27 protein-coding genes and 1 tRNA gene are annotated in these 24,034 nt (G+C 39.4%); 17 read left to right on the forward strand and 11 right to left on the reverse strand.

Annotation, left to right across the window (positions count from 1 at the left end):
- Positions 1-357: 357 nt before the first annotated feature.
- Positions 358-777, reverse strand: a complete 420-nt coding sequence (locus RBH95_RS14580) for a (4Fe-4S)-binding protein (RefSeq protein ID WP_307900301.1) — start codon at positions 775-777, stop codon at positions 358-360.
- Between the two features lie 113 nt (positions 778-890).
- Between RBH95_RS14580 and kynU the strand changes: the two genes are divergently transcribed.
- The 8 genes from kynU (at position 891) to RBH95_RS14620 (ending at position 8,962) form a co-directional block, all read left to right on the forward strand.
- Positions 891-2,159 carry a kynureninase gene (gene kynU, locus RBH95_RS14585; RefSeq protein WP_307900302.1) on the forward strand — a complete coding sequence of 423 codons (1,269 nt, stop codon included), beginning with the start codon at positions 891-893 and terminating at the stop codon, positions 2,157-2,159.
- A gap of 29 nt (positions 2,160-2,188) precedes the next feature.
- On the forward strand, positions 2,189-3,604 hold the full coding sequence (locus RBH95_RS14590; protein WP_307900303.1) for an NAD(P)/FAD-dependent oxidoreductase: 1,416 nt from the start codon (positions 2,189-2,191) through the stop codon (positions 3,602-3,604).
- Between the two features lie 2 nt (positions 3,605-3,606).
- Positions 3,607-4,014 carry a RidA family protein gene (locus RBH95_RS14595; protein WP_307900304.1) on the forward strand — a complete coding sequence of 136 codons (408 nt, stop codon included), beginning with the start codon at positions 3,607-3,609 and terminating at the stop codon, positions 4,012-4,014.
- A 66-nt stretch (positions 4,015-4,080) separates the two neighbouring features.
- Positions 4,081-5,520: an aldehyde dehydrogenase gene (locus RBH95_RS14600; protein ID WP_307900305.1), complete on the forward strand. Its 1,440-nt coding sequence runs from the start codon at positions 4,081-4,083 to the stop codon at positions 5,518-5,520.
- A gap of 272 nt (positions 5,521-5,792) precedes the next feature.
- A complete protein-coding gene (locus tag RBH95_RS14605) occupies positions 5,793-6,575 on the forward strand; it encodes an SDR family oxidoreductase (RefSeq protein WP_307900306.1) in 783 nt (260 codons plus the stop codon).
- Between the two features lie 90 nt (positions 6,576-6,665).
- Positions 6,666-7,202, forward strand: a complete 537-nt coding sequence (locus RBH95_RS14610) for a 3-hydroxyanthranilate 3,4-dioxygenase (protein WP_307900307.1) — start codon at positions 6,666-6,668, stop codon at positions 7,200-7,202.
- 33 nt (positions 7,203-7,235) lie between these two features.
- Entirely contained in the window at positions 7,236-8,321 is a 1,086-nt protein-coding gene (locus RBH95_RS14615) for an amidohydrolase family protein (RefSeq protein WP_307900308.1), read from the forward strand.
- Positions 8,321-8,962 carry an O-methyltransferase gene (locus RBH95_RS14620; protein ID WP_307900309.1) on the forward strand — a complete coding sequence of 214 codons (642 nt, stop codon included), beginning with the start codon at positions 8,321-8,323 and terminating at the stop codon, positions 8,960-8,962. The genes RBH95_RS14615 and RBH95_RS14620 overlap by 1 nt, the downstream gene beginning before the upstream one ends.
- Before the next feature lie 9 nt (positions 8,963-8,971).
- On the opposite strand, the gene RBH95_RS14625 is transcribed toward RBH95_RS14620, so the two are convergent.
- The 4 genes from RBH95_RS14625 to RBH95_RS14640 form a co-directional block, all read right to left on the reverse strand.
- Complete coding sequence (locus RBH95_RS14625; RefSeq protein ID WP_082331919.1) at positions 8,972-9,259, reverse strand: twin-arginine translocase TatA/TatE family subunit; 288 nt, start codon at positions 9,257-9,259, stop codon at positions 8,972-8,974.
- 58 nt (positions 9,260-9,317) lie between these two features.
- Positions 9,318-10,121, reverse strand: coding sequence for a carboxypeptidase-like regulatory domain-containing protein (locus tag RBH95_RS14630; protein ID WP_307900310.1), 804 nt, complete (start codon positions 10,119-10,121; stop codon positions 9,318-9,320).
- The gene (locus RBH95_RS14635) at positions 10,111-10,833 is read right to left on the reverse strand and encodes a hypothetical protein (RefSeq protein WP_307900311.1); all 723 of its coding nucleotides are present in this window, start codon (positions 10,831-10,833) and stop codon (positions 10,111-10,113) included. Before RBH95_RS14635 ends, RBH95_RS14630 begins: the two co-directional genes overlap by 11 nt.
- Positions 10,834-10,894: 61 nt before the next feature.
- Positions 10,895-11,710, reverse strand: a complete 816-nt coding sequence (locus RBH95_RS14640; protein ID WP_307900312.1) for a carboxypeptidase-like regulatory domain-containing protein — start codon at positions 11,708-11,710, stop codon at positions 10,895-10,897.
- 115 nt (positions 11,711-11,825) lie between these two features.
- Here RBH95_RS14640 and pepE point away from each other — a divergent pair, with 115 nt between their 5' ends.
- Positions 11,826-12,533: a dipeptidase PepE gene (gene pepE / locus RBH95_RS14645; protein WP_307902262.1), complete on the forward strand. Its 708-nt coding sequence runs from the start codon at positions 11,826-11,828 to the stop codon at positions 12,531-12,533.
- Between the two features lie 104 nt (positions 12,534-12,637).
- Here the strand turns inward: pepE and RBH95_RS14650 are convergent.
- Positions 12,638-12,710, reverse strand: a tRNA-Gly gene (locus RBH95_RS14650).
- Positions 12,711-12,828: 118 nt separating this feature from the next.
- Between RBH95_RS14650 and RBH95_RS14655 the strand changes: the two genes are divergently transcribed.
- The 3 genes from RBH95_RS14655 to RBH95_RS14665 are packed head-to-tail and all read left to right on the forward strand — an operon-like array spanning position 12,829 to position 14,828.
- Positions 12,829-13,287 carry a GNAT family N-acetyltransferase gene (locus tag RBH95_RS14655; RefSeq protein ID WP_307900313.1) on the forward strand — a complete coding sequence of 153 codons (459 nt, stop codon included), beginning with the start codon at positions 12,829-12,831 and terminating at the stop codon, positions 13,285-13,287.
- On the forward strand, positions 13,284-14,018 hold the full coding sequence (locus RBH95_RS14660; protein ID WP_307900314.1) for a M15 family metallopeptidase: 735 nt from the start codon (positions 13,284-13,286) through the stop codon (positions 14,016-14,018). Before RBH95_RS14655 ends, RBH95_RS14660 begins: the two co-directional genes overlap by 4 nt.
- 36 nt (positions 14,019-14,054) lie before the next feature.
- On the forward strand, positions 14,055-14,828 hold the full coding sequence (locus tag RBH95_RS14665; protein WP_307900315.1) for a M48 family metalloprotease: 774 nt from the start codon (positions 14,055-14,057) through the stop codon (positions 14,826-14,828).
- A 77-nt stretch (positions 14,829-14,905) separates the two neighbouring features.
- Here RBH95_RS14665 and RBH95_RS14670 read toward each other — a convergent pair whose 3' ends face one another.
- A complete protein-coding gene (locus RBH95_RS14670; protein WP_307900316.1) occupies positions 14,906-15,295 on the reverse strand; it encodes an ankyrin repeat domain-containing protein in 390 nt (129 codons plus the stop codon).
- Positions 15,296-15,548: 253 nt separating this feature from the next.
- Between RBH95_RS14670 and gpmI the strand changes: the two genes are divergently transcribed.
- Both gpmI and RBH95_RS14680 read left to right on the forward strand, forming a co-directional pair.
- The gene (gene gpmI, locus RBH95_RS14675; protein ID WP_307900317.1) at positions 15,549-17,069 is read left to right on the forward strand and encodes a 2,3-bisphosphoglycerate-independent phosphoglycerate mutase; all 1,521 of its coding nucleotides are present in this window, start codon (positions 15,549-15,551) and stop codon (positions 17,067-17,069) included.
- A gap of 48 nt (positions 17,070-17,117) precedes the next feature.
- The gene (locus tag RBH95_RS14680; protein ID WP_307900318.1) at positions 17,118-17,531 is read left to right on the forward strand and encodes a BT0820 family HAD-type phosphatase; all 414 of its coding nucleotides are present in this window, start codon (positions 17,118-17,120) and stop codon (positions 17,529-17,531) included.
- On the opposite strand, the gene RBH95_RS14685 is transcribed toward RBH95_RS14680, so the two are convergent.
- Entirely contained in the window at positions 17,528-18,802 is a 1,275-nt protein-coding gene (locus RBH95_RS14685) for an acetyl-CoA hydrolase/transferase family protein (RefSeq protein ID WP_307900319.1), read from the reverse strand. The genes RBH95_RS14680 and RBH95_RS14685 overlap by 4 nt on opposite strands.
- Positions 18,803-18,933: 131 nt before the next feature.
- Between RBH95_RS14685 and map the strand changes: the two genes are divergently transcribed.
- Genes map through RBH95_RS14700 form a run of 3 tightly spaced genes read left to right on the forward strand, consistent with a single transcriptional unit; the run spans position 18,934 to position 21,314 of the window.
- Positions 18,934-19,752 carry a type I methionyl aminopeptidase gene (gene map / locus RBH95_RS14690; protein WP_307900320.1) on the forward strand — a complete coding sequence of 273 codons (819 nt, stop codon included), beginning with the start codon at positions 18,934-18,936 and terminating at the stop codon, positions 19,750-19,752.
- Positions 19,753-19,760: 8 nt separating this feature from the next.
- A complete protein-coding gene (locus tag RBH95_RS14695; RefSeq protein ID WP_307900321.1) occupies positions 19,761-20,543 on the forward strand; it encodes a DUF3050 domain-containing protein in 783 nt (260 codons plus the stop codon).
- 6 nt (positions 20,544-20,549) lie between these two features.
- Positions 20,550-21,314: a class I SAM-dependent methyltransferase gene (locus RBH95_RS14700; protein ID WP_307900322.1), complete on the forward strand. Its 765-nt coding sequence runs from the start codon at positions 20,550-20,552 to the stop codon at positions 21,312-21,314.
- A 12-nt stretch (positions 21,315-21,326) separates the two neighbouring features.
- Here RBH95_RS14700 and RBH95_RS14705 read toward each other — a convergent pair whose 3' ends face one another.
- The 3 genes from RBH95_RS14705 to RBH95_RS14715 form a co-directional block, all read right to left on the reverse strand.
- The gene (locus RBH95_RS14705) at positions 21,327-22,307 is read right to left on the reverse strand and encodes an FAD:protein FMN transferase (protein WP_307900323.1); all 981 of its coding nucleotides are present in this window, start codon (positions 22,305-22,307) and stop codon (positions 21,327-21,329) included.
- A gap of 39 nt (positions 22,308-22,346) precedes the next feature.
- Positions 22,347-22,724 carry a Na(+)-translocating NADH-quinone reductase subunit F gene (locus RBH95_RS14710; RefSeq protein ID WP_307900324.1) on the reverse strand — a complete coding sequence of 126 codons (378 nt, stop codon included), beginning with the start codon at positions 22,722-22,724 and terminating at the stop codon, positions 22,347-22,349.
- A gap of 79 nt (positions 22,725-22,803) precedes the next feature.
- On the reverse strand, positions 22,804-23,907 hold the full coding sequence (locus tag RBH95_RS14715) for a transporter substrate-binding domain-containing protein (RefSeq protein WP_307900325.1): 1,104 nt from the start codon (positions 23,905-23,907) through the stop codon (positions 22,804-22,806).
- Positions 23,908-24,034 lie beyond the last annotated feature (127 nt).

The following is a 24,034-nucleotide window of genomic DNA, read 5'->3' on the forward strand; positions in this document are numbered from 1 at the left end:
CTACACAATCACAGAAGATGTTGGTGCCAGTTTGCTATTAATAAATTTAATCTTGGAGAGAATTGCGAATTACATTCAATTCGACTTTGATGTACATCTAAACTAATTTTAAAAAATACGTTGGCAAAATAAAACCGTTGGACGACTAAAATTAACTTTAATTTACTGATTTAAAGAAGAATATAACTACAATCAATAAGTTTCAAAGACTTTTTATGAACCAATTTTCAACAAAATCATCCAAACCCAAAGCTTCACCCGTATATATTATAAATATCCCGCAGTTTGCGTCTATATATATTGAAAGCGCTTCGACCAATGGTCGAAGCGCTTTTTCTTTAAATATTTCTTTAAGAACTATCCCTCAAAATCAATCTTCCTGTGGGTGCCATCACAATAGGGCTTGTTAGCAGAACCTCCACAACGGCAAAAAGCAGTCGTTTTATCTTTGGTCTCAGTTCGGCCATCCGTATGGTTCACACTTAAGGTACCGTGTACCAATAACGGTCCATTTTCCATAATCTCCACTTTAGTTTCCATCGCTTTAGTATTATCTTGTTTTGCACCGTTCATATAAAAACTCAATGCGCCAGAAGGGCATTGCTTCACTTGATTAACAAGGTCCAATGTGGATGCTGCCTGAATTTTAATCCATGGTTTATCCTGAGGCTGAAAAACATTAGGCAAGCCCTTAACACACACTCCCGAATGAATACATTTTCGAGGCTCCCAAACTATGGTCATCTCTCCATTGGTATATTCTTTTGTAGCACTCATAACTATGGTTTTAATTAAAGATACAAATTTCATGTTGAAATCTCAGCTCTTTTAGACTTCATTCATAGATTTATAATTCCTATTTTTGTGAACAACCCAAAATATTTTTACAATTGTCTACATATAAATCAGGTTTGAATTTTGCCATAGAACTAGATCAAAATGACAACCTTTCTCAATACAGGGACAAATTTCACATCCCTAAAGACGCACAAGGCAACGAGCTAATATACCTTTGCGGAAATTCACTCGGCTTACAGCCCAAAACGACAAAATCATATATTGACCAAGAATTAGAGGATTGGGCTAATTTAGGAGTTGAGGGCCATACCGATGCCAAAAACCCATGGATGCCATACCATGAATTCTTAACAGAAAACATGGCTAAAGTTGTTGGTGCCAAACCCATCGAGGTAGTGACCATGAACACCCTCACGGCCAACTTACATTTCATGATGGTGTCCTTTTATAAGCCAACCCCAAAACGTTATAAAATTGTCATCGAATCTGATGCGTTTCCTAGTGACAAGTATGCTGTAGAATCACAATTGCGCCACCATGGTTATGACGATAAGGAAGGTTTGATTTTATGGACTCCAAGAGAAGGAGAAGAATTGCTTCGATATGAAGATTTACAGGCTATTTTGGACGCCCATGGCGATGAGATTGCCTTGATCATGGTTGGAGGTGTCAACTACTATACAGGACAATATTTCGATTTAAAGCGTATTACGCAAATGGGGCATGAACATGGCTGTATGGTTGGTTTCGACTGTGCCCATGGAGCCGGAAATGTGGAACTCAACCTTCACGATTCGGGAGCCGATTTTGCCGTTTGGTGTACCTATAAGTACCTCAACTCAGGACCAGGAAGTTTGGCAGGTGCCTTTGTGCATGAGCGCCATGCCCATGACAAAACCCTTAACCGTTTTACTGGTTGGTGGAGCCACAACAAGCAAACCCGTTTTAACATGCGTCATGAGTTTGATGTCTTACCGGGAGCAGAAGGTTGGCAATTGTCCAACCCTCCTATTCTTTCCTTGGCGGCTATCAAGGCTTCCTTGGATATCTTTGGAGAAGTAGGCATCGAAAAACTCTCTAAAAAATCGAAAGAACTAACTGGCTATTTTGAATTCTTACTGAAAGAACTTGGCGAAGACACCATTAGAATCATCACTCCTGAAAATCCAGACGAGCGTGGTTGCCAATTGTCCATTCAAGTAAAAAATGCCGATAAAAATCTACATAAAAAATTAACCGAAGCAGGTGTGATTAGTGACTGGAGAGAGCCTGATGTGATTCGTTGCGCTCCCGTGCCGCTTTATAATTCTTTTCAAGATGTGTACCACATGGTAGACAAGTTAAAAGCTATTTTAAATTAAACACACCGTCTGACGTTTGACAACTAAAAATGAATAACACACAACAAAATGTATTGATTATTGGCGCTGGACTTTGCGGCAGCCTTTTAGCCCTTCGTCTTGGACAAAGGGGTTATAAAGTGACCGTTTATGAAATGCGCCCAGATTTGCGAAAAGTAGACATTAGTGCTGGACGCTCCATTAACCTAGCATTTTCAGATCGTGGCATCAAAGCCATGAAAATGGTAGGCATTCAAGACCAAATTGAGCCATTGTGCATTCCTATGAACGGAAGAATGCTCCACGACTTGGAAGGCAACACGAATTTTTCTCCCTATAGCGGAAGAAATGAGTACATTAATTCCATTTCAAGAGGAGGCCTCAATGCTTTGTTATTGGACGAAGCCGAAAAGCATGAAAACGTCACCATTCATTTCAACAAAAAATGCAAGTCGGTTGACTTTGAAAATACCACTGCGCTTTTTAAAGACTACGATACCAATACCGAATTTGAAGCAAATGCCGATGTCATCTTCGCTACGGATGGCGCAGGTTCTGCCATGAGAAAAAGCTATTATTTGGGCAAAAAGTTCCTATTTAGCTTTTCACAGAATTATCTAACACATGGCTACAAGGAATTAAGTATTCCTCCAACCGAAGACGGTGGTTTTAGAACCTACAAAAACGCCCTCCATATTTGGGGTCGCGATGCCTTTATGCTCATCGCCCTTCCAAATTTGGACGGCAGCTTTACGGTAACACTGTTTTTAAGTTTTGATGAAGGCGAATACAATTTCAATAATTTAACCACTAAAGAGCGTGTTGAAGAATTCTTCTCCACTTACTTTAAGGATGCTTTGGAATTGATGCCAAATCTGGCCGAAGAGTTTTTTGAAAACCCAACAGCACCACTTGGAACCGTAAAATGTTCACCTTGGCACTATAAGGGCAACACCTTATTGATGGGAGATGCCGCCCATGCCATTGTACCATTTTATGGACAGGGCATGAATGCTTCTTTTGAAGATGTCACCGAATTGGATAAGGTTTTGGAAGAAGGCCACACCGATTGGGAAACCATTTTTAAAATCTACGAAGCCAACAGAAAAAAGGACACCGATGCCATAGCCGATTTGGCCATCGACAATTTCTTTGAAATGAAAGGGCACGTGAACAAGGCCAATTTCAGGGATAAGCGCCAATTGGAAATGGCCCTTGAAAAAACCTTCCCAACTGAATATTCCTCTAAATATTCCCTTGTAACCTTCCATGAAGAACTTGGCTATCAAGAAGCCATGTTACGTGGAAGAGCCCAAGACAAAGCCATCTTAAACATGTTGGCTGACGGCATTATTTCCAATGTTGAAGACTTGACCGAAACAGAACTTAAAGAAACCTTAGAACACATAAAAACCGCTACCGAGAACATTTTGGAAGATGACAGAATAGCGGGAATGAAACAATAAGCATGAGCGAAGAAAAGAAAGTAACCCCTAGAGGTGCCTACCCACACGTAAAGGTAGTTGGCGATTTTATTTTTGTTTCCGGAACCAGTTCCAGAAGACCAGACAACTCCATTGCTGGTGTAGAATTGGTAGATGAAATGAACACCAAAATTTTCAATATTGAAGTACAGACCCAAGAGGTTTTAAAGAACATCGACAAGACCTTACAAACCGTTGGTGCCAGTTTAAAAGATGTTGTAGACGTTACCACGTTTTTGGTAAACATGAATGACTTTGCAGGCTACAACAAAGCCTATGGCGAGTTTTTCGACAAGGGCACTGGCCCTACAAGAACCACTGTGGCCGTACACCAATTGCCACATCCGGATTTGTTGATTGAAATAAAAGTAACGGCTTATAAAAAGGCCTAGAATAAAGACATCAAACCAAGAATAATTTAGAGCCTTTTCAGCTTGGTTCTTCTATCTGTTAATGAAATGAACATTCAAAATTATATCAACGGTGAATTCCTCTCACCTTCCTCAGAAAGTTGGTTGGACAATTATTGCCCAGCCAATGGTGAAGTCTATGGCCAAATTCCGAACTCTTCCAAAGAAGATGTAGAAAACGCTTATATCGCAGCCAAATCGGCGTTCCCTACTTGGTCGCAAACCACTTTGGAAGAACGCAGCAGAATTCTCCTAAAAATTTCAGAACTGATAGAAGCCAATTTGGAGGACCTTGCCAAGGCTGAAAGTATCGACAATGGAAAACCTCTAAGCCTGGCCAGATCCATTGATATCCCAAGAGCGGCCAGCAATTTCCGTTTCTTCGGAAATGCCATTACGCAATTCGCTAGTGAAAGTCACGAAAGCGTAGGCCAACAAGCAGTGAACTATACATTGCGTCAACCTATTGGTGTAGTAGGCTGTATTTCACCTTGGAATTTGCCTTTATATTTATTCACATGGAAAATCGCCCCTGCGATTGCAGCAGGAAACTGCGTGGTGGCCAAACCTAGTGAGATCACACCTATGACTGCTTACCTTTTGGGAGCTATTTGTACACAGGCTGGCTTACCTAAAGGTGTTTTGAATATTGTCCATGGATTGGGAACCTCAACTGGACAGGCCATTATTGAGCATCCAGACATCAAAGCTATTTCCTTTACCGGAGGCACTGCTACTGGAGCACATATCGCCAAAATTGCAGCACCAATGTTCAAAAAACTATCGCTGGAATTAGGCGGTAAAAATCCAAACATCATTTTTGCTGATTGCGATTATGAGGATATGCTGAAAACAACCGTTCGATCCTCATTCGCCAACCAAGGACAAATCTGTTTATGCGGTAGCCGAATTTTTGTGGAACGTCCTATTTACGAAAAGTTCAAAGCCGATTTTGTTGCAAAAGTAAAGGCCCTTAAAATTGGTCATCCATCTGAAGCCTCTACTGATATTGGGGCTTTGGTATCCAAGCCTCATATGAAAAAAGTTAAAAGCTATATTGACATTGCCAAGGAAGAAGGTGGCACGATTCTTTGCGGAGGCAAGCAAGTAACTGTTGAAGGTTTCGAAAATGGTTATTATTTGGAGCCAACTGTTATAGAAGTGCCTACGGACGAATGTCGCGTGAACCAAGAAGAAATTTTTGGTCCAGTGGTGACCATTATGCCTTTTGACACGGAAGATGAAGTTCTACAAATGGCCAACAAAGTCACCTACGGCCTATCCTCTACCCTTTGGACCAACGATTTGAAACGTACCATGCGTATGAGCCAACAACTACAAGCAGGAATTGTTTGGGTGAACACGTGGTTGATGAGAGATTTGCGCACGCCTTTTGGTGGTGTAAAAGCTTCTGGAGTTGGTAGAGAAGGTGGTTTTGAAGCTTTGCGTTTCTTTACCGAAGCCAAGAATGTATGTATTAAATATTAGAAAGAAACTCTGTCTCCTCGAGCGCAGCCTAGAGGTTAAATTATGAAAGTATATTTTGTTTATGTATTACTAGGTTCAAATTGTCTTAACTACACAGGAATCAACAAGAATTTAATGATATCGAAAAAGCTATCTATTTTGAAAAGAAATTAGCTTTGGCCAACGAAGCCATTAAATTGTTTCAAATATTATCGGAATATCATACATTCAAAATATAAGTCTATAGGCCGCGACTGTGCCCGACCTGACATCAATTAGAAATAAATTAAAACATGATTTTAAACTTAAACAATAAATATGCTTTGGTTTGCGGGAGTACCGCAGGCATAGGAAAAGCAACAGCCATTGAATTAGCAAAGGAAGGTGCCAAAGTTACTTTGGTAGCCAGAAATGAAGATAAATTAAAAGCGGTACTTGACGAATTACCAAACCGCAAAGAGCACTCTTATATCGTGGCCGATTTTTCCAATCCAGAAGCACTGCAACAAAAGGTGACTGATTTTATTTCAGCTCATCACGGATTCCATATTTTGGTGAACAATACAGGTGGCCCTGCTGGAGGCCCTGTTTTTGCTGCCAAATTGGAAGAATTTGAAAGCGCCTTTACCAATCACTTAAAATGTAACCATGTGTTGGCACAAGCCGTGGTGCCGTTTATGAAAGAAGAAGGTTTCGGGCGTATCATCAATGTGATTTCCACCTCGGTAAAACAACCTCTGGACGGACTTGGCGTGAGCAATACCATTCGTGGGGCTGTTGCTAATTGGAGTAAAACTTTGGCCAATGAATTGGGACAATTTGGTATTACGGTAAATAACGTTTTGCCAGGCGCTACGGGAACTGAGCGTTTGACAGAAATCATCAAAAACAAATCGGCTAAAACTGGCACTAGTGAAGAAGCCGCTGCCGATGCCATGAAACAAGCCGTTCCTGCAAAGCGTTTTGCACAGCCAGAAGAGTTGGCCTATGCCGTAACGTTTTTGGCCAGTGAATGTGCCAGCTATATCAACGGAATTAACCTTCCGGTTGATGGTGGACGCACAAAAAGTTTGTAATTTTATAGAAACCCGCGTGAGGGGTTGAAGCAAGCTACCGTGTAGCGCGAAAAACCCGACCCGTTAGGGGCACGCCCAAAATATATTGTAATGAGTAAATTGGTAAGCCCATTAAATTTTAAAAAGTGGATTGACGAAAACCGTCATTTATTAAAACCGCCCGTTGGCAACAAATGTGTATGGCCCAACGGCGACTATATTGTGATGGTTGTTGGTGGTCCCAACAGTAGAAAAGATTATCACTACAACGAAACACCTGAGTTTTTCTACCAATTGGAAGGCGATATGGTATTGCGCATCATGAACGATGGCCAACCCGAAGATATTGAAATCAAGGAAGGAGATATTTATTTGCTGCCTCCGGGTGTGCCACATTCGCCACAACGCAAAGCCAATACGGTTGGTTTGGTGATTGAATACCCAAGAGCCGAAGGTGTTAATGATGCCTTGGAATGGTATTGCGAAAATTGCAACGAGCAGTTGTATCGCGAAAAGTTTCCGTTGGACAACATTGAAACCGATATGCCTGTAATTTTTGATAAATATTATGGTGATTTGGACAAACGCACTTGCACCAATTGCGGACATGTTATGCAGCCACCAGCACCAGTAACAACCGAAGAATAACCCCAAACCAAAACACTAGCTCATCACCCACCCATGGAAAAACGCAAACTTCGTATAAACGGCCATTCTCATTTACTTCCCTATCCAGAAGAAATTCCCCAGTTCATGAAAGACAAAGGCATTTTTTGGGTAGACAAGGACCGAAAATATATGCTTCAGAAAGATTGGAGCCGTCCGGTTACGGACTCTAGTTTCTTTTTAAACGAGAAATTGGAGTGGATGGATCGTTTTAATATTGATCATGCCGTAGTCCTAAATTTATCGCAACTGTACGGTAATGGTTTGCGTCTTGAAGAAATGAAGCAGGCCTTACGATTCCAGAATGATTTCAATGGAAGAATCCAAGCCGAAAACCCCAGTAAATTTACTTGTGGGTTTGTGGTACACCCGGGATTTGTACGAGGTGCTTGCTGGGAAATTGAACGTTGTGTTGAAGAATTAGGCATGAACCTATTGTGCTTGCCAACACACTATATGGATACCATTGGTACCTGGCGTTGTATTTTTGATGAGGAAAACGAGCCTATCTTTGAATTGGCCAATAAATACAATTTGGCGGTAGAAATCCATCCCTATGATGGTGAAAAATTCATTAAACTACAAAACACGTCTTGGCGATTCCACTTAATTTGGATGTTGGCCCAATGTGCCGATGCCTACCATTTCTTGACCTTAAATGGGTATTATGAAAAGTATCCGAACATGCGGGTTTGTTTTGCGCACGGAGGACAATTGGCACAAATTAACCTAGGAAGACGCATCCAAGGATTTGATGGTAGACACGATTTGTTTGAAGGCAAAGTGCATCCAAGAAAAGCCGTTGGCCATAAGAACATTTTCTTTGATACCTTGGTTCACGACACAGGTTCTTTGGAACTCTTGATCAAAAACCAAACGTCCAAGCAGGTCTTAATAGGTTTGGACGATCCTTACCCTTTGGGAGAAATGGAAAGTGCCACACAATCTTCCTATCCTGGAAAAATCTTGGACTTAGCCATAGAAAGAAATATTATTAATGAACAAGAAAAAGATGCCATGTGGGAAAACAATGTCTTGCAATGGCTATATGGGGATGACGAAATCAAAAAGCAAAATTTAATCAATAAGATTTTATCCTAATGCATTTTATACCTGAAGCCTTAGACGACTATGTAGTTGCTCATACAGAGGACGAACCGGAATTACTGCAGCAACTGACAAGGGAAACCTTTCAAAAGATTTTGCAGCCTAGAATGTTGAGTGGGCATTACCAAGGCCGTTTATTAAGTATGATTTCAAAAATTATCAACCCCAAGAGCATTTTGGAAATTGGTACTTATACAGGCTATTCGGCCCTATGTTTAGCAGAAGGGCTTCAGGAACATGGGGTTTTGCACACGATTGACATCAATGAAGAATTGGTGGATTTTCAACGCAAATATTTTGACATCTCTCCTTATGGATCCCAAATCCACCAACATTTAGGAGATGCCACGGAAATTATTCCGGAACTGGACCTCACTTACGATTTGGTGTTTATTGACGCAGACAAACCCAACTATGTCAACTACTTCCATTTAATTGTGGAGCGACTCAACAAAGGCGGTATTTTATTATCCGATAATGTATTGTGGAGCGGTAAAGTGATCCAACAGGTAAAAGAGGATGATCTTTCAACTTTGGCACTGTTGGAATACAATAAACTATTGAAAGAAGACAAACGTATTGAAACCGTATTGCTACCTATTAGAGACGGCCTTACCATCAGCCGAAAATTGTAAAAAGAAACTTTACATTTTACGTCTTACAGACCCAGTAAATTGCTCCAAATCATCCTTAACTTTGGTAAGTTCGTCTTGAACATCTTGGGTAATACTGGTATCAATGCCATTTTTCTCGGCGCTTTTGGTAATTTCCGATTTGATATCTGTAGAGGCATCACGAAGCATGCGCATACCTTTCCCCAATCCTCTAGCTATTTCAGGAATTTTATCGGCACCAAACACCATGACTACTATAAATAGTATGAACATGACTTCGGTAGTGCCTATAAATAAAAATGTTCTTGATAGTATCACGTTGCAAATATACTAAGTAGTTTATTTAGATACTCAGTGTTTCAAAAATATTTAACGGTCAATTCTTATTCTCGTTAAGACGTTTTCTGTAGATCTCCAATTTTTCATTGAGATATTCAAACATCAACATATCGTTATTCAATTTATAGAGTTCCATGAAACGCTCATCTTCGGAAGCAAAATAGAAAAATTCCATTTTCTGGGATTCCTCCAACTCCTCAATTTCCAAAAGCATCTCAGAAAACTCAAACATGGTTTGATTCATATATTGATCCTGACGTTCCAACTTAACTAAATGCTTGAGCCGTTTGGTACGACCAGAAATCCAATTCATGATTGGGTTGAGCGGCACAATCCCGCCACCTGTGGTCGCTTCATAAAGCCTCCGTTCACGTTGAGTTTTACGCCTCCCGGTATAACCTGGGATGCCAACATCGTAAAAATTGATATCTCGTTTGGCTTCGGAATTCTGTACATCCAGCAGTAAATTTCCCGTTAAGACCTTGCCGACAATCACCTCATCCAATTCATTAATTTGATCCTCTAATTTAACTTTTACAGTTTTGCAATTGAAAATATCCGTAGTTATAATTATTTCCTTGGTTTTATACTTAACACCTGTGATTTGCAAGGTATCTTGAAGGCTTGCTGGAATTACAAAACTCCCGTTTTCATCTGTTTTGGAAAATTTACTTGCTGTTTTATTGATAATATGAATTCCCTCAACATCGCCATTGGCACTTACTGCTCCATGTATAGTTTCAGTTTGTGCATATCCTTTACAAACAAACAGAAAAAGCAGACTAAAAGTGATCCGCATTAGCGCCCTAAAACCATAATGAGAACAGAACCTAATTCTCATCAGACTCAATATTATCATTATACGATTCCAGCTTCAACACCAAAAAATCATACATGCTTTTGGCATTATTTAAGTTACAAATCTCCAGAAATTGAGGATCTTCAGACACATAATAAAAGTACTCGGCAATTAACCCTTCTTCCAGGTCCACCCCTCCAAAAAGTATTTCGGAAAATTCAGATTTTGCCTTGTTCATACAGGCATCCTGCTGCTCTAATTTCACATGGTATTTTAACTTTTTTGTACGGCCACTAATCTTGTTTAAGATTTTATGCACATTTATGGACAAGGCTATAACAGCAAAATACACATATTGGCCACTATCAGCTTCTGATAACTTCCTCTCATTTTGAGTCAAGGGTTTTCCTGTATATCCAGGGATTCCCACATCGTAAAAATTGATATCGCGTTTGGCTTCGGAATTTTGAATATCGGACATTAAATCACCGGTCAATACTTTACCTACAATCACTTCATCCAGTTCTGTAATTTGATCTTCCAACCTTACCTTAAATTGCTCAGAATTTAAGATTTTGGAAGTTACCACTACTTCTTTTGATTGATATTTTATACCCGTTATTTTTAGTGTATCATGAAGACTAGCAGGAATTGAAAAACTCCCAGAAACCTCTGTTTTAGTGAATTTACTCGCAGTTTTGTTGATTACATGAATACCTTCCACATCACCACTAGCCGAAATAATGCCGCTCAATACTTTTTGTTGCGCACAGACTACTCCAATACCAACAATGTAGCACAGTAAAAAAAGCCACCTAATTTTTACCACTCTGTGTACTTAAAAACAGTTTGCTCTTGTCATTGATATATTCAAGGAATTGCAACTCTTTACCTTCGTCAAGCAAGCTATAATCCAAACCACTATCCTCCACATAAATGATAAAATTGTCAATTTGGTTTTTAGGAATTCCAAAATTTTGCTCTAGAAATTCTTCGCTATACTGACTTTTAAATGTACTCATGGGAACATCAACAGTAGTATCTTTATCATTTTTTGAATTATTTGGCGAGTCAAATAACGGAATCAATAGTAGACTTACAATGTTCTTAATGTTAAGTCCATTTTTCATGGTTTGAGCTTGGGAATGCTTAACAAGGTTTTCGGTCCCAACATCAGCATTGTCACGAAACTCAAATTCATCCATGTTTCCGAGCCCCAAGTCAAGACTTTTTAGATCGGCATTATAGATTTTAACACTTTCCACATCCACCATTAAATTTCCAGAAAGATCATACGGTAATACCACCACCTCATCCAACATATTCACTTTTTCCACCAAAAACACGGTAAGTTGTTTAGACATAATGATCTCTTGGTCTATTACCACCTCAAATTCCTCAAACTGCAAAGCATGAAATTCCAACACATCTTCAACGGCCACTTTAATTGAAAACTCTCCTTTTTCATTAGTAATGGTTCCCTTATTGGATGCCCTATTAAAAACAGTCACACCTTCAATATCATCACTATCCACCACTATTCTACCGTTTACGGTAATCCTATTGAGTTGTTGCGAGTGCACCTGAAAACTTAACAGCAAAACGCTGAGTAGCAAAATAGATTTAGCCATAAAATTTGGTTTTATGTAATAAAGTAACGACATCTTGTCTTAAATAAACTTCAATGCATTGATAAACTTTTGTTAAAGGGGATGTTTACTTAAATTTACAACAAATTAATGAATGATGAAAACTATTATTATTGCCAGTACCTCCACCTTGCATGGAAGTGGGCCTTTGGAATATCTTTTGGAAGAATTGAGTACTTTTTTTGAGGCTACGGAAGAGATTTTGTTTGTACCCTATGCCAGACCTGGAGGGATCACACATGACGAATATACCGCTAAAGTAAGCGAACCCTTTGCCAAAATAAACAAAACCGTAAAAGGCCTTCACGAATTCGATTCCCCTTCCGAAGCCATAAAACAAGCCAAAGCTATCTTTGTTGGAGGCGGCAACACGTTTGTATTGGTCAACCAACTTTATAAAAACGGCCTTGTTGAAGTTATCAAGGAAGCCGTATCAAACGGAACTCCTTACCTCGGTACCAGTGCCGGCAGTAATATTTGTGGTTTAACTATGAATACCACTAATGACATGCCAATTGTGTACCCGCCAAGTTTTAAAACCTTTGGCTTTGTACCTTTCAACCTAAACCCGCATTATTTGGATCCAGACCCTAGTAGCACCCACATGGGAGAAACTAGAGAGACCCGAATACAAGAATTCCATAAATTTAACACCCAACCTGTAGTTGGACTTAGAGAAGGAAGCTGGCTGCATGTTACAGGAAATACCATTAAATTAAAAGGCAGTTTGGATGCCAGAATTTTTGAACACGGCAAAACTCCCTATGAAGTTGCAACCGGAACAGAGTTATCTCATTTAAAATAGATGTCAAATAAAAAACGGAGACAATTTCTATAAAAGAAACTGGCTCCGTTTTTACCCTAACTACTATTTAATAAAAAAGCCCCACTTTTCAGTGAAGCTTTTTGAGCGGGAGACCGGGTTCGAACCGGCGACATTCAGCTTGGAAGGCTGACGCTCTACCAACTGAGCTACTCCCGCAATTCTGGCGCAAATATATACAAACTATTCAATGTACAAAAGAGAAAAATTCATTTTTATTCATCTTTTTATTTAAGTTTGCTTTCCGTTTCAGCTAACCTATTATTTATCAAACATTTTGACACCCACCTCTAAAGAAGATTTTTTTGTAAAAAATATCACCGCACAGGAAACTTATGTGGTTAGGCATCCTGTTTTAAGACCCGGACGTCCTATTGAAGACTGCATTTTTGATAATGACGACCTAGATTCCACCTTCCATTTAGGGCTTTTTTATCAAAATCAATTATCTGGAGTGGTCACCTACCTAAAAAATGGCACACCACTTTTACGGCATGTTATGCAATATCAATTGCGAGGCATGGCAGTTCTTGAAAATTTACAGGGACTTAGTTTGGGCACCGCCTTAATACAGCATGGAGAAAACATATTGCACAAACTAAATGCTCAAGTTGTTTGGTGCAATGCAAGAGCTATTGCTGTCCCTTTTTATGAGAAAAATGGCTTTAAAATAATTGGGGAACCTTTTGATATTCCCAAAATAGGATTACATTTCACCATGTATAAATTGCTTTGAAAAGACGACATTTCATAAAATCTGCATCCTTGTTGGGACTGGCGTTTTCTGCCTTCCCCAACAATTTATTGGCCTCCAATTCCATTTCTTGTGAATTATTGATGGGCAAGGGCACTCCTACCCTTTTCGGAAATGGACACAAATTACTTTTACAAGCTCATGAAGCTTTTTTAAAAATGAAAGCTGAAGCTTTACAGGAAGGCATCAATATTAAGGTAGTCTCCAGCTATCGCAACTTTAATCACCAAAAACGGATTTGGAACCGAAAGTACAATTTGTTCACTTCTCAGGGCATGTATGGGTTTGATGCCATCAATGCCATTATTGAATACTCTACCATTCCTGGTACTTCCAGACACCATTGGGGAACAGACTTAGATATTATTGATGCTAATGTGGTTCAGCCAAAGGGAGATGTTTTATTGGAAGAACATTTTCAAGCCGACGGCTCTTTTCATAAGCTAAAACAATGGATGGACCATAATGCCAATCGCTTTGGTTTTTTCTTGGTCTACACCAACGATCCTTCCCGAAAAGGATTCCAATATGAGCCTTGGCATTACAGCTACAAACCACTCTCCAAAGTGTATTTAGAATCTTATAGCAATTTGGATTTAGTTGAAATTTTAAAAAACGAACATTTGCTAGGAAATGACTTCCTTACGCCAGAGGTCATTTCAACCTACAAACAAGAGCATCTTTTAGATATAAATCCTGAATTATTACGCTAAAAATTTCGTAATTTTAGTTTTCACAACTATTTGAACATGAGAACCAATAGATTAAAAATCAGACTCTTGCTAGGACTCTGTATTGTTGCCTTTGCATTTATAAAGCGTTGCAGCAGCATGGAAACCAATCCGTATACAGGCAAAGACCAAGTCATCAATATGACGGCGGACCAAGAAATTGCCATTGGGCTACAAAGCGCACCTCAAATGGAACAAGAATTTGGAGGTCTACATCCTAACAATCAATATCAAGCTTTCGTAACCCAAGTAGGCAATAAATTGGTTCAAAGCAGTATTGCCAGCCAAACACCTTACGATTATCATTTTCATCTATTGGGAGATTCCAACACCATTAATGCCTTTGCCTTACCCGGAGGGCAAGTGTTTATTACCTACGCCCTATTTTCCAGACTTGAAAACGAAGCTCAATTAGCCGGTGTTCTTGGCCATGAAATAGGCCACGTTTTAGGCAGGCATTCTGCAGAACGTATTGCGGAAACCGAGTTTTGGAAAACCGTTACCACAGGTGCCTCTGTGGGAGCCGATATGGGGCAATTAATTGGTGGTATAGGACAACAAAAGTTACTTACCAACAGTAGAGGAGATGAACTGGAATCGGACGACCTTGGCATTATGTTGATGATAGACGCAGGTTACGACCCAGAAGAAATGATTGGGGTTATGGAAATTTTAAAAGCGGCAGCAGGCCCCAATCGAGTTCCAGAATACCAAAGTACACATCCCGACCCCGATAACCGCATTGAAAAAATAAAAGCAGCCATTGCCAAATACAAAAAAACTCCCATGTAGGGAGTTTTTTTCTCTAACTAAACTAACTAACCAACTAACTAATAATAAATGCTGAAAAGCACTTACTAGTGTTACTTTTATGCTTTATCTAAGTCTTCTATGACAGACAGGGCATCCTGAGCGTTAGAGCGTTCTGCATAATGTGCCGCTGTTAAACCGTCTTCACTTTTTCTGTCTAAATCTGCGCCATTAGCTACCAAAAGTTTGATAATGGCTACTCTGTTGTACTTTGCTGCATACATTAATGGCGTCATTCCGTTGGATCTTTCGTTTACATCTGCTCCCAACTCAATAAGCTTTTGAACTGTTTGGAGGTCGCCTTTAGCTATGGCAACACAAAATGGATTAACCGAAGTGTTAACCTTTACAGTTTTAAAGTTGTCAATTGTTTTAAACGAAGTTGTAGCATGTGCGGAACTTACCATAAATCCCAATGCAACTGCAATAATAATTACCGATTTTTTCATGATGAAAGATTTTTGATTTGATTAATGATTGTTTTTTGATTACAGTAAAGAGACGTATAATTTCTGGATTTGTTACACAAATAAATCATATATAACACATTTTTAACTATTTAAACACAATTCTGTTAAGATTATATTAATTTTCCCACGCAACCACACCTTAACTTAACATAGATATTCAAGCAATTTGTGCTCCTTAAATTTCGACGTCCTGTTATAAACATTTATCTTTGATAATAAATTGAAAAGCACCATGAACAAAAAAGTAATCCTTATGATTCTTGACGGTTGGGGCAAATCTCCGGACCCCAAAGTATCCGCCATAGACAACGCAAACACGCCATTTATAGACTCGCTTTACAACACCTATTCCAATGCCAGTTTAAGGACGGACGGACTCCATGTTGGCCTCCCTGAAGGACAAATGGGAAACAGTGAAGTTGGACATATGAATTTAGGTGCCGGTAGAATAGTATACCAAGATTTAGTAAAGATAAATTTAGCCATTCAAAACAAAACCCTTCGTAACGAACCCGCACTTGTTGAAGCTTTTGAATATGCCAAATCCAACAACAAACCCATTCATTTTCTTGGTTTGTTAAGTGATGGTGGGGTTCATTCACATATCAACCACTTGTTAGGGCTTGTAGATGCCGCCAACGATTATGGTGTAGAGCATTCCTATGTACATGCCTTCACCGATGGCAGGGACGTAGATCCTAAATCTGGTTTTGGATTTGTTACTGAGCTTGAAGAGCATATTGAAAACACCAACACTAAACTTGCTACGGTTATAGGACGTTACTATTCCATGGATAGAGACAAGCGTTGGGAACGTGTAAAATTGGCCTATGATGCCTTGGTGCACGGAACTGGAGAACACTCCAAAAATGTATTAAAATCTATAGACCATAGTTACGAAAATGATGTCACCGATGAATTTATCAAACCTATCATTGCCGTGGACGATGCCGGGGAGCCTATAACTAAAATTCAAGATGGTGATGTAGTAATTTTCTTCAATTTTAGAACAGACCGTGGAAGACAGCTTACCGAAGCGTTAACGCAAACCGACTTCCACGAACAAAATATGCACAAACTGAAGTTGCATTATGTAACCATGACCAACTATGATGATTCCTTCGAAGGCATTAACGTTGTGTTCGACAAGGACAATCTAAGCGATACTTTAGGTGAGGTTTTGGAAAAACACCACAAAACACAAATAAGAATTGCCGAAACCGAAAAGTACCCACACGTCACCTTTTTCTTTTCAGGAGGAAGGGAAACACCGTTTGAAGGCGAAAAGAGAATTCTTAAAAATTCACCGAAAGTTGCCACTTACGACCTTCAGCCAGAAATGAGTGCCTACGAGCTAACAGATGCATTGGTTCCTGAACTACAGCAAAAATCAGCCGATTTTGTTTGCCTTAACTTTGCCAACGGGGATATGGTTGGGCACACAGGAGTAATGGAAGCTGCCATTAAGGCTTGCGAAGCTGTGGACAAATGTGTTAAACAAGTTGTAGAAACCGCTTTGGAAAACAATTATTCAACCATATTGATTGCCGATCACGGAAACTGTGAAACCATGATTAATCCAGATGGTTCTCCAAACACCTCACACACCACAAATCCGGTGCCTATTATTTTAATAGATAATGACAAAACAAAAATTACCGATGGTATTTTAGGTGATATTGCACCTACCATTTTAAAACTTATGGGCGTGCCGCAACCTGAAGCGATGACCCGCCATTCTCTTGTTGAATAAAGCTGATAAAATATATTTTGTATATTTTAGCAAGCTAAATGTTAACGGATGAATTTTCAGGAAAAGCTAATTATAGCAGTTGATTTTGATGGTACCATCGTTGAAGACGCCTACCCAAAAATTGGGAAACCAAGGATTTTCGCTTTTGAAACCCTAAAGCGTCTACAAAACGATGGTCACCGCTTAATCTTATGGACCTACCGAAGCGGGATCAGGCTAGAAGAAGCCGTTCAGTTCTGTGAAGAAAATGGCATTCATTTTTATGCCGTAAACAAGAGTTTTCCTGAAGAGCAATTTGACTACAGCAAGAGTAGAAAAATATATGCAGACATCTTTATTGACGACCGCAATATAGGAGGTGTTTTGGGATGGGGAGAAGTCTATCAACTCATCACGAACGAAATGCCACAGCAGCTAAAAGAGAAACAAAAAAAGGGTATTTTTTCTTTCTTAAGACGCTAACAGCCTCTTGAAAGTTCAAAATATTGACTATCTATGGATTCTCTATGGTCTGGATGCGCAATATTTACCAAAGCTTTCACCCTTTCGGCAATAGTTTTACCATATAAATTCGCGATCCCATATTCTGTTACCACGTAATGGATATGGGATCGTGTTGTTACAACCCCTGCCCCAGGCCTTAATGTTGGTACAATTCTACTGATACCACTTTTGGTAACCGAAGGCAAGGCAATGATGGCTTTCCCACCTTCACTTAGGGAAGCGCCTCGTATAAAATCCATTTGTCCACCTACCCCGGAATACATTTTTGTTCCGAAGGAATCTGCACATACCTGTCCTGTTAAATCCACTTCAATGGCAGAATTAATCGCCACCATTTTGGGGTTTTGCTTAATCACCGAGACGTCGTTTACATAATCTGAAGAACGCAATTCCACATACGGATTGTCATGCACGTAATCATATAAACGTTGTGAGCCCATTAAAAAGGTAGCCAAGGCTCTTCCTGGATCGATGCCTTTATAATTACCGGTGATGACATTACTTAAAATTAAATCAATAACCCCATCTGAAAACATTTCGGTATGCAGCCCTAAATCTTTATGTGAGGTCAAACGTGTCAGCACGGCATTGGGAATATTCCCAATCCCCATTTGCAAAGTGCTACGGTCTTCAATTAAACTCGCCACATAATCACCAATGGTGGTTTCCAAATCAGAAGGTGTCCCCACATGATGTATTGGCAGAGGCTCATCGCAATCCACAAAAGCATCAATTTCGGATACGTGAATAATACCATCCCCAAAAGTTCTTGGCATTTGTTTGTTTACTTGAGCAATTACATAATCGGCATTGTCAATGGCCGCCAAAGTAGCTTCCACCGAAACACCCAAAGAACAATACCCATGTCTATCGGGTACGGATACATGAATAAGCGCTACTTGCAGGTCCACGATATTTCGCTTGAACAACAACGGCAATTCGCTTAAAAATACTGGAGTATAAGAACCGTTCCCAGCCTGCAGTGTGTGGCGCACGTTTTTCCCAAGGAAAAAGGAATTCACATGAAAACTGTCTCTCAACTCCGGATTGGCATAAGGAGCCTCTCCCTCAGTATGCAATTGGCAAATCTCAACATTTCTAAGTTCCTCATGTCTTTCCGTCAAGGCCTTAATCAACACTTGAGGTGCTGCTGCCGCTGCCTGTAAATATACTTTATCGTTGGACTTTACTATTTTAACCGCTTCTTCTGCTGTAACTGACTTATACATAACACTTCTCATTAATTCTCTTTGCAAAGTAATTAAATAAATCTGTAACCCACACTGACCAAAGTCAGTACAAAAACCAATGTAAGATAGCTAGTTTATTTTAAGTATCTTTGCACATATTTTTTTGAATCATGATTATAGCAAAAACAAGAGAGGAAATAGAAATGATGCGCGAAAGCGCCTTAATTGTATCCAAAACTTTAGGAATGTTGGCCAAGGAAGTAAAGCCTGGCGTAACCACTTTGCAATTGGATAAAATGGCGGAGGAATTTATTAGGGAACAAGGTGCCATTCCAGGTTTTTTGGGATTATACGACTTCCCAAATACACTTTGTATGAGTCCTAACTCTCAAGTAGTCCATGGATTCCCAACCGATGAGCCATTGATGGAAGGAGACATTATTTCCATTGACTGCGGTGCTATCAAAAATGATTTTTATGGAGACCATGCCTACACGTTCCCCGTGGGTGAAATTGATCCAGAAACCCAAAAGTTATTGGATGTAACCAAGGAATCTCTTTACATAGGAATCAGGGAATTTAAAGTTGGTAACCGTGTGGGAGATGTTGGATTCGCCATTCAGCAGTTTTGTGAATCTCATGGTTACGGGGTAGTTCGTGAGCTTGTAGGACATGGTATTGGACGCAAAATGCACGAAGATCCAGAAATGCCAAATTATGGAAAACGCGGCCGCGGGAAAAAATTCATCGAAGGTCAAGTGGTGGCTATCGAGCCTATGATCAATATGGGAACTCACCGCATCAAGCAACATAGAGATGGTTGGACCATCACTACTTTAGACAATAAACCATCTGCGCATTTTGAACATGACGTAGCCATTATTGATGGAAAACCTGAAATCCTTTCTACGTTTGCCTATATCTACGAAGCATTGGGCATCGAGAGCGACGAAGAAAACGAATTCAGACAAAAAGCATTGGTCCTTTAATCAGATTTATGAATAGAATTGATTTAATCGAGCAGCAACTTACCCCGCTTCGAGACACCCTCAATAACCACCATTTATACAGCAACCTATCCTCTATTGAAGACATCAAAATCTTTATGGAGCAGCATGTTTTTGCTGTTTGGGACTTTATGTCTTTATTAAAGGCATTGCAAAACCAGTTAACCACGGTAACATTACCTTGGGTACCTGCCAAAAATCCAGCTACAGCACGATTCATTAATGAAATTGTATTGGGTGAGGAAAGCGATGTCAATGAACTTGGTGAGCCTAAAAGCCATTACGAAATGTACTTGGATGCCATGAGGCAAATTGGTGCCAATACAACGCCAATAGAAGCTTTTGTTAACGATATATGTGAAGGAGCTACTATTAACGATGCCGCAACAAAAACGTCTCTACAAGAAGAAACCTTAAAGTTTATCAATTTCACCTTTGAGGTGATCGCCAGCAATGAAGCTCACAAAATTGCATCGGCTTTTACCTTTGGTCGTGAAGATGTGATTCCTGATATGTTTTTCCAAATCATCAATCAGTCGGAGGCAGAAAAAACCGATTGTAGTAAATTGACTTACTATTTAAACCGTCACATTGAATTGGATGGTGACGAGCATGGACCTTTATCCCTAAAGATGATTGCCGAACTTTGTGGTGATGATTCGCAAAAATGGGAAGAGACTTTGGAAGTGGCCAAATTGGCCCTCCAACACCGCATACAACTTTGGGACAGCATTGCAGAATTGATTACATTGTCCCAACCAATAGAAATGTAATTGCCCTTGAAGAAGCTTTTCAAAATAGTTTTAAATACCGTACCCAGACCAGTACTTATTCGTTTAAGTTATGCGGTTAGACCAATTTTAGCTGCTTACCTCAAAGGCGATCAATTTACAGACCCTATTGACGGGAAAAGCTTTAAAACGTTCCTACCTTACGGATATGGCAACCAAAGAAGCAATGTATTATCACCTTCCACTTTGTCTTTAGAACGTCACAGACTGTTATGGCTGTATTTAAAAAATGAAACCGACTTTTTTACGGGACAGCATAAAGTACTTCATTTTGCACCAGAGCAGGCCTTTTACAAGCGTTTTAGAGCCATGGACAACTTGAACTATACTACTACTGACCTCAATTCGCCTTTGGCCGATGTAAAAGCAGATATCTGCAATCTCCCTTTTGAAGACGATTCCTTTGATATCATCCTATGCAACCATGTTTTGGAACACATTCCAGACGATACCAAAGCCATGCAAGAACTATATCGGATTTTAAAACCAGGCGGTTTTGGAGTGTTTCAAATCCCGCAAGACCTTAATCGAGAAGTTACGTTTGAAGACGACTCCATTACGGACAAGAAGGAACGTGCCAAAATCTTTGGGCAGTATGACCACGTAAGGGTATACGGCAGGGATTATTTTGACAAACTCCGAAGTATTGGATTTACCGTAGAAGAAGTTGACTATACAGCAAGCCTTTCAGAAAATGACATTGAGACCTATTGCCTTGCCAAGGGAGAAATTATTCCAGTGGTAAGAAAATAGATGCACTCCAATTTATTCTGCAGGGAAACCGTTTATTGCCTTGGTTTCAAACTCGCCTTTGTCATTTTCAAAGATCAAGAACACTTTTAATTCTGGGTGTTTTCCCAAAAACGCTTCCACTTTTTCAATCCCCATCGCTTTAAAGGCTGTAGCATAAGCATCTGCTGTCATGCAATCTTCTGCAATTACGGAAATGCTTAACAGGTTGGTTTTGCTAGGGTATCCTGTTTTAGTGTCTATAATATGAGAATAGCGATTGCCATTGTCATCGATTTTGAACTTTCTATAGGTTCCTGAAGTCGCCATAGCTTGGTCGTGTAATTCTATGGCCTGTAAAATGGATTGAGCCCCATCAAAATGAGGTTTTTCAACACCGACTTTCCATGCTTGCTCCTTATCTATATTAATCCCTTTACCTCGGATTTCGCCACCAATTTCAACCAAATAATTACCAACATTTTGACTCTCCAAATACTCACTAATAACATCCACTCCGTAACCTTTGGCAATGGCATTGAAATCTAAAAAGGCATTAGGACGTTTTTGAACTTTACCATCAACAAGGCCCAGTTTGTTGAAACCAACATCTCGCATGAGACTATCGATTTGCATACTGTCTACATGGTTAATTTTTCCTTGCGGACCAAAATCCCAAGCATTTACAACTCCACCAATAGTAGGATCAAAAGCCCCTTCTGTGTGCCTATAAATTACTTTTGCAGCATTAAATACTTTGGAAAAATGTTCATCCACCTGCATGTCTTCATTTCTGTTGATTTTTGAAATATCAGAATCTGAAATATAAGTAGACATGGATTTGTTAATCACGGTAAACAGACTATCAAACTGTGCTTGGTAATTTTCATCGGAATCATAAATCACCGAATAGGTTGTTCCAAATACAGAACCTGTAAGTTTGGTATTCTTGATCTGTTTACTGCAGGAAAAACATAGGGCAATTAACAATGTTAATGCCAAAGCTTTTTTAATCATAATTAGGCTAAATAAATGTTATTTCTATACTAAGGGTGTTCAATTTAAATGCGTATCGATTACCTGAATGCCATTGTACTCGATTAAATATTCTTCATTTAAATACAAAGGAAGTTCTTCGCCATTGGGATTCCCCAAACCTACACCTGCATATAATACCTTGGCATCTTTATCCCGGGCGTGTTTTTTAAAGGTTTCCATCCAAACTACATCATAATTGTTGGGATTATCCGGTAACAACACGGCTCTCACAATCACAAAATAATATTGACTGTTTTTATCGATACACACAAATTGGGGATGGCGTTTGAGTTTGCTATTAACAGCTACAAATTCAAATCCACGTTGCTCCAAATCCCGACCTACATGGTTCATGGCTAAGTTGTGAAGTTCCTGTTTTGTCAATGGTTTACTCATGCGGCAAAGGTATCACAAAATAGTTTTTTAAGTGAATCCCCAAGCATCAATTTTGAAACGTCCAAAATTGAAATCCCTATCAGTACTCTTTTAACTGATACTCTTCCAAAAGAAATTCCCAATCCCGGCTTTCTGTTAATTGCAGCAGCCCTATAGACAGTTGATTTTGTAATTCTGTAGGGAGTGCTTTTGCCATAGGCATTCCATACAACTGTACATTAAACCTAATAGGAAGTAGATGGAGTGCTGCATAATCCAAGTTATTACTAAGCTGAAAATCCAACCAAGGTTCGTCATAAATAAAATAATCAAGATGCCCTTCATTAAGTTCTTCTAATCCTTTTAACAATTCAGGATAGGCAACTGTATTCCGAAAGAAATTTCTACTTAAATACTCACTGGTCGCAGAGGCCTCAACCGTTCCTACCTTAGCCAACTTGAAATCATCCAAATTATGGGTGTGTTGGGTTAGCTCATGAACCGTAAGACTAGAAGTAATACTGGCCGAAAATATGGCGATAATAATCAATGAGCACAGCATCCATACAAAGGCTATAAAACGCCCCAAATTAGAAAGCGGTACTTTATCTCCATACCCCACCGTAGTCATTGTTACAGCAGACCACCAAAAACTACTTACCAAGCCCTTGGCCCCTCTTTCAAAATGATTGTTCTGTTTTTCTACCATCCAAATCAAAAAACCAAACACCAACACCAAGGACCCCAATATTATGACAAGATACAACAAGCGATAACTAAAAATAGCCTTGAGAACGCTAAGTACGGAATGCCACTTAGTACCCTTCTTTTGGGCAATTGCCAAATTCCCAACATAAAATGGATAAGTAAAATTAATGTTTCTGTTCCTGTGGCTAGTTATGGTTATTGGATTAATTGCTAAGTCAATTTGATTTATCTCCAAATCTTCCAAAAGCCTCTTTAAAGGCATTTCTGAAGTATAGCGTACCAACTTATAGGGTTGATCAAGATCTTGCGCCATTTGCTCCCATAACCATATGCTAACCCCATGCATACTCCCATCAGCCTTAAAAATGACAAAAGGTGCCGATTCGTAAACACCAACTCGTAAAGTATCTTGAGAAATTTGAGCAGTCGCATTGCCCCCAAATAATGGAGTTGATAGCAAAAGAATGATAATCCAATATTGAATATAATTCTTCATCAATGTGATTAGGATGTTCTAATTTAAGAAATAAAACTTTACGGAATTTCATTGCCCTATAAAATCCAAATAAAACATAACAATAAGCCAATTAACACCAAAAACAGTTCGATTAATCTAATTTTTA

The sequence above is a fragment of the Mangrovimonas sp. YM274 genome (assembly GCF_030908385.1).
In the GTDB taxonomy this organism is placed as follows: Bacteria; Bacteroidota; Bacteroidia; order Flavobacteriales; family Flavobacteriaceae; genus Mangrovimonas_A.

What these genes read in the sequence shown, in the direction of transcription:
- RBH95_RS14580 (WP_307900301.1), bottom strand. Translation starts at nt 777, where the DNA reads ATGAGTGCTACAAAAGAATATACCAATGGAGAGATGACCATAGTTTGG.
- RBH95_RS14590 (WP_307900303.1), top strand. Translation starts at nt 2,189, where the DNA reads ATGAATAACACACAACAAAATGTATTGATTATTGGCGCTGGACTTTGC.
- RBH95_RS14595 (WP_307900304.1), top strand. Translation starts at nt 3,607, where the DNA reads ATGAGCGAAGAAAAGAAAGTAACCCCTAGAGGTGCCTACCCACACGTA.
- RBH95_RS14600 (WP_307900305.1), top strand. Translation starts at nt 4,081, where the DNA reads ATGAACATTCAAAATTATATCAACGGTGAATTCCTCTCACCTTCCTCA.
- RBH95_RS14605 (WP_307900306.1), top strand. Translation starts at nt 5,793, where the DNA reads ATGATTTTAAACTTAAACAATAAATATGCTTTGGTTTGCGGGAGTACC.
- RBH95_RS14610 (WP_307900307.1), top strand. Translation starts at nt 6,666, where the DNA reads ATGAGTAAATTGGTAAGCCCATTAAATTTTAAAAAGTGGATTGACGAA.
- RBH95_RS14615 (WP_307900308.1), top strand. Translation starts at nt 7,236, where the DNA reads ATGGAAAAACGCAAACTTCGTATAAACGGCCATTCTCATTTACTTCCC.
- RBH95_RS14620 (WP_307900309.1), top strand. Translation starts at nt 8,321, where the DNA reads ATGCATTTTATACCTGAAGCCTTAGACGACTATGTAGTTGCTCATACA.
- RBH95_RS14630 (WP_307900310.1), bottom strand. Translation starts at nt 10,121, where the DNA reads ATGAGAATTAGGTTCTGTTCTCATTATGGTTTTAGGGCGCTAATGCGG.
- RBH95_RS14640 (WP_307900312.1), bottom strand. Translation starts at nt 11,710, where the DNA reads ATGGCTAAATCTATTTTGCTACTCAGCGTTTTGCTGTTAAGTTTTCAG.
- pepE (WP_307902262.1), top strand. Translation starts at nt 11,826, where the DNA reads ATGAAAACTATTATTATTGCCAGTACCTCCACCTTGCATGGAAGTGGG.
- RBH95_RS14665 (WP_307900315.1), top strand. Translation starts at nt 14,055, where the DNA reads ATGAGAACCAATAGATTAAAAATCAGACTCTTGCTAGGACTCTGTATT.
- RBH95_RS14670 (WP_307900316.1), bottom strand. Translation starts at nt 15,295, where the DNA reads ATGAAAAAATCGGTAATTATTATTGCAGTTGCATTGGGATTTATGGTA.
- gpmI (WP_307900317.1), top strand. Translation starts at nt 15,549, where the DNA reads ATGAACAAAAAAGTAATCCTTATGATTCTTGACGGTTGGGGCAAATCT.
- RBH95_RS14680 (WP_307900318.1), top strand. Translation starts at nt 17,118, where the DNA reads ATGAATTTTCAGGAAAAGCTAATTATAGCAGTTGATTTTGATGGTACC.
- RBH95_RS14685 (WP_307900319.1), bottom strand. Translation starts at nt 18,802, where the DNA reads ATGTATAAGTCAGTTACAGCAGAAGAAGCGGTTAAAATAGTAAAGTCC.
- map (WP_307900320.1), top strand. Translation starts at nt 18,934, where the DNA reads ATGATTATAGCAAAAACAAGAGAGGAAATAGAAATGATGCGCGAAAGC.
- RBH95_RS14695 (WP_307900321.1), top strand. Translation starts at nt 19,761, where the DNA reads ATGAATAGAATTGATTTAATCGAGCAGCAACTTACCCCGCTTCGAGAC.
- RBH95_RS14705 (WP_307900323.1), bottom strand. Translation starts at nt 22,307, where the DNA reads ATGATTAAAAAAGCTTTGGCATTAACATTGTTAATTGCCCTATGTTTT.
- RBH95_RS14710 (WP_307900324.1), bottom strand. Translation starts at nt 22,724, where the DNA reads ATGAGTAAACCATTGACAAAACAGGAACTTCACAACTTAGCCATGAAC.
- RBH95_RS14715 (WP_307900325.1), bottom strand. Translation starts at nt 23,907, where the DNA reads ATGAAGAATTATATTCAATATTGGATTATCATTCTTTTGCTATCAACT.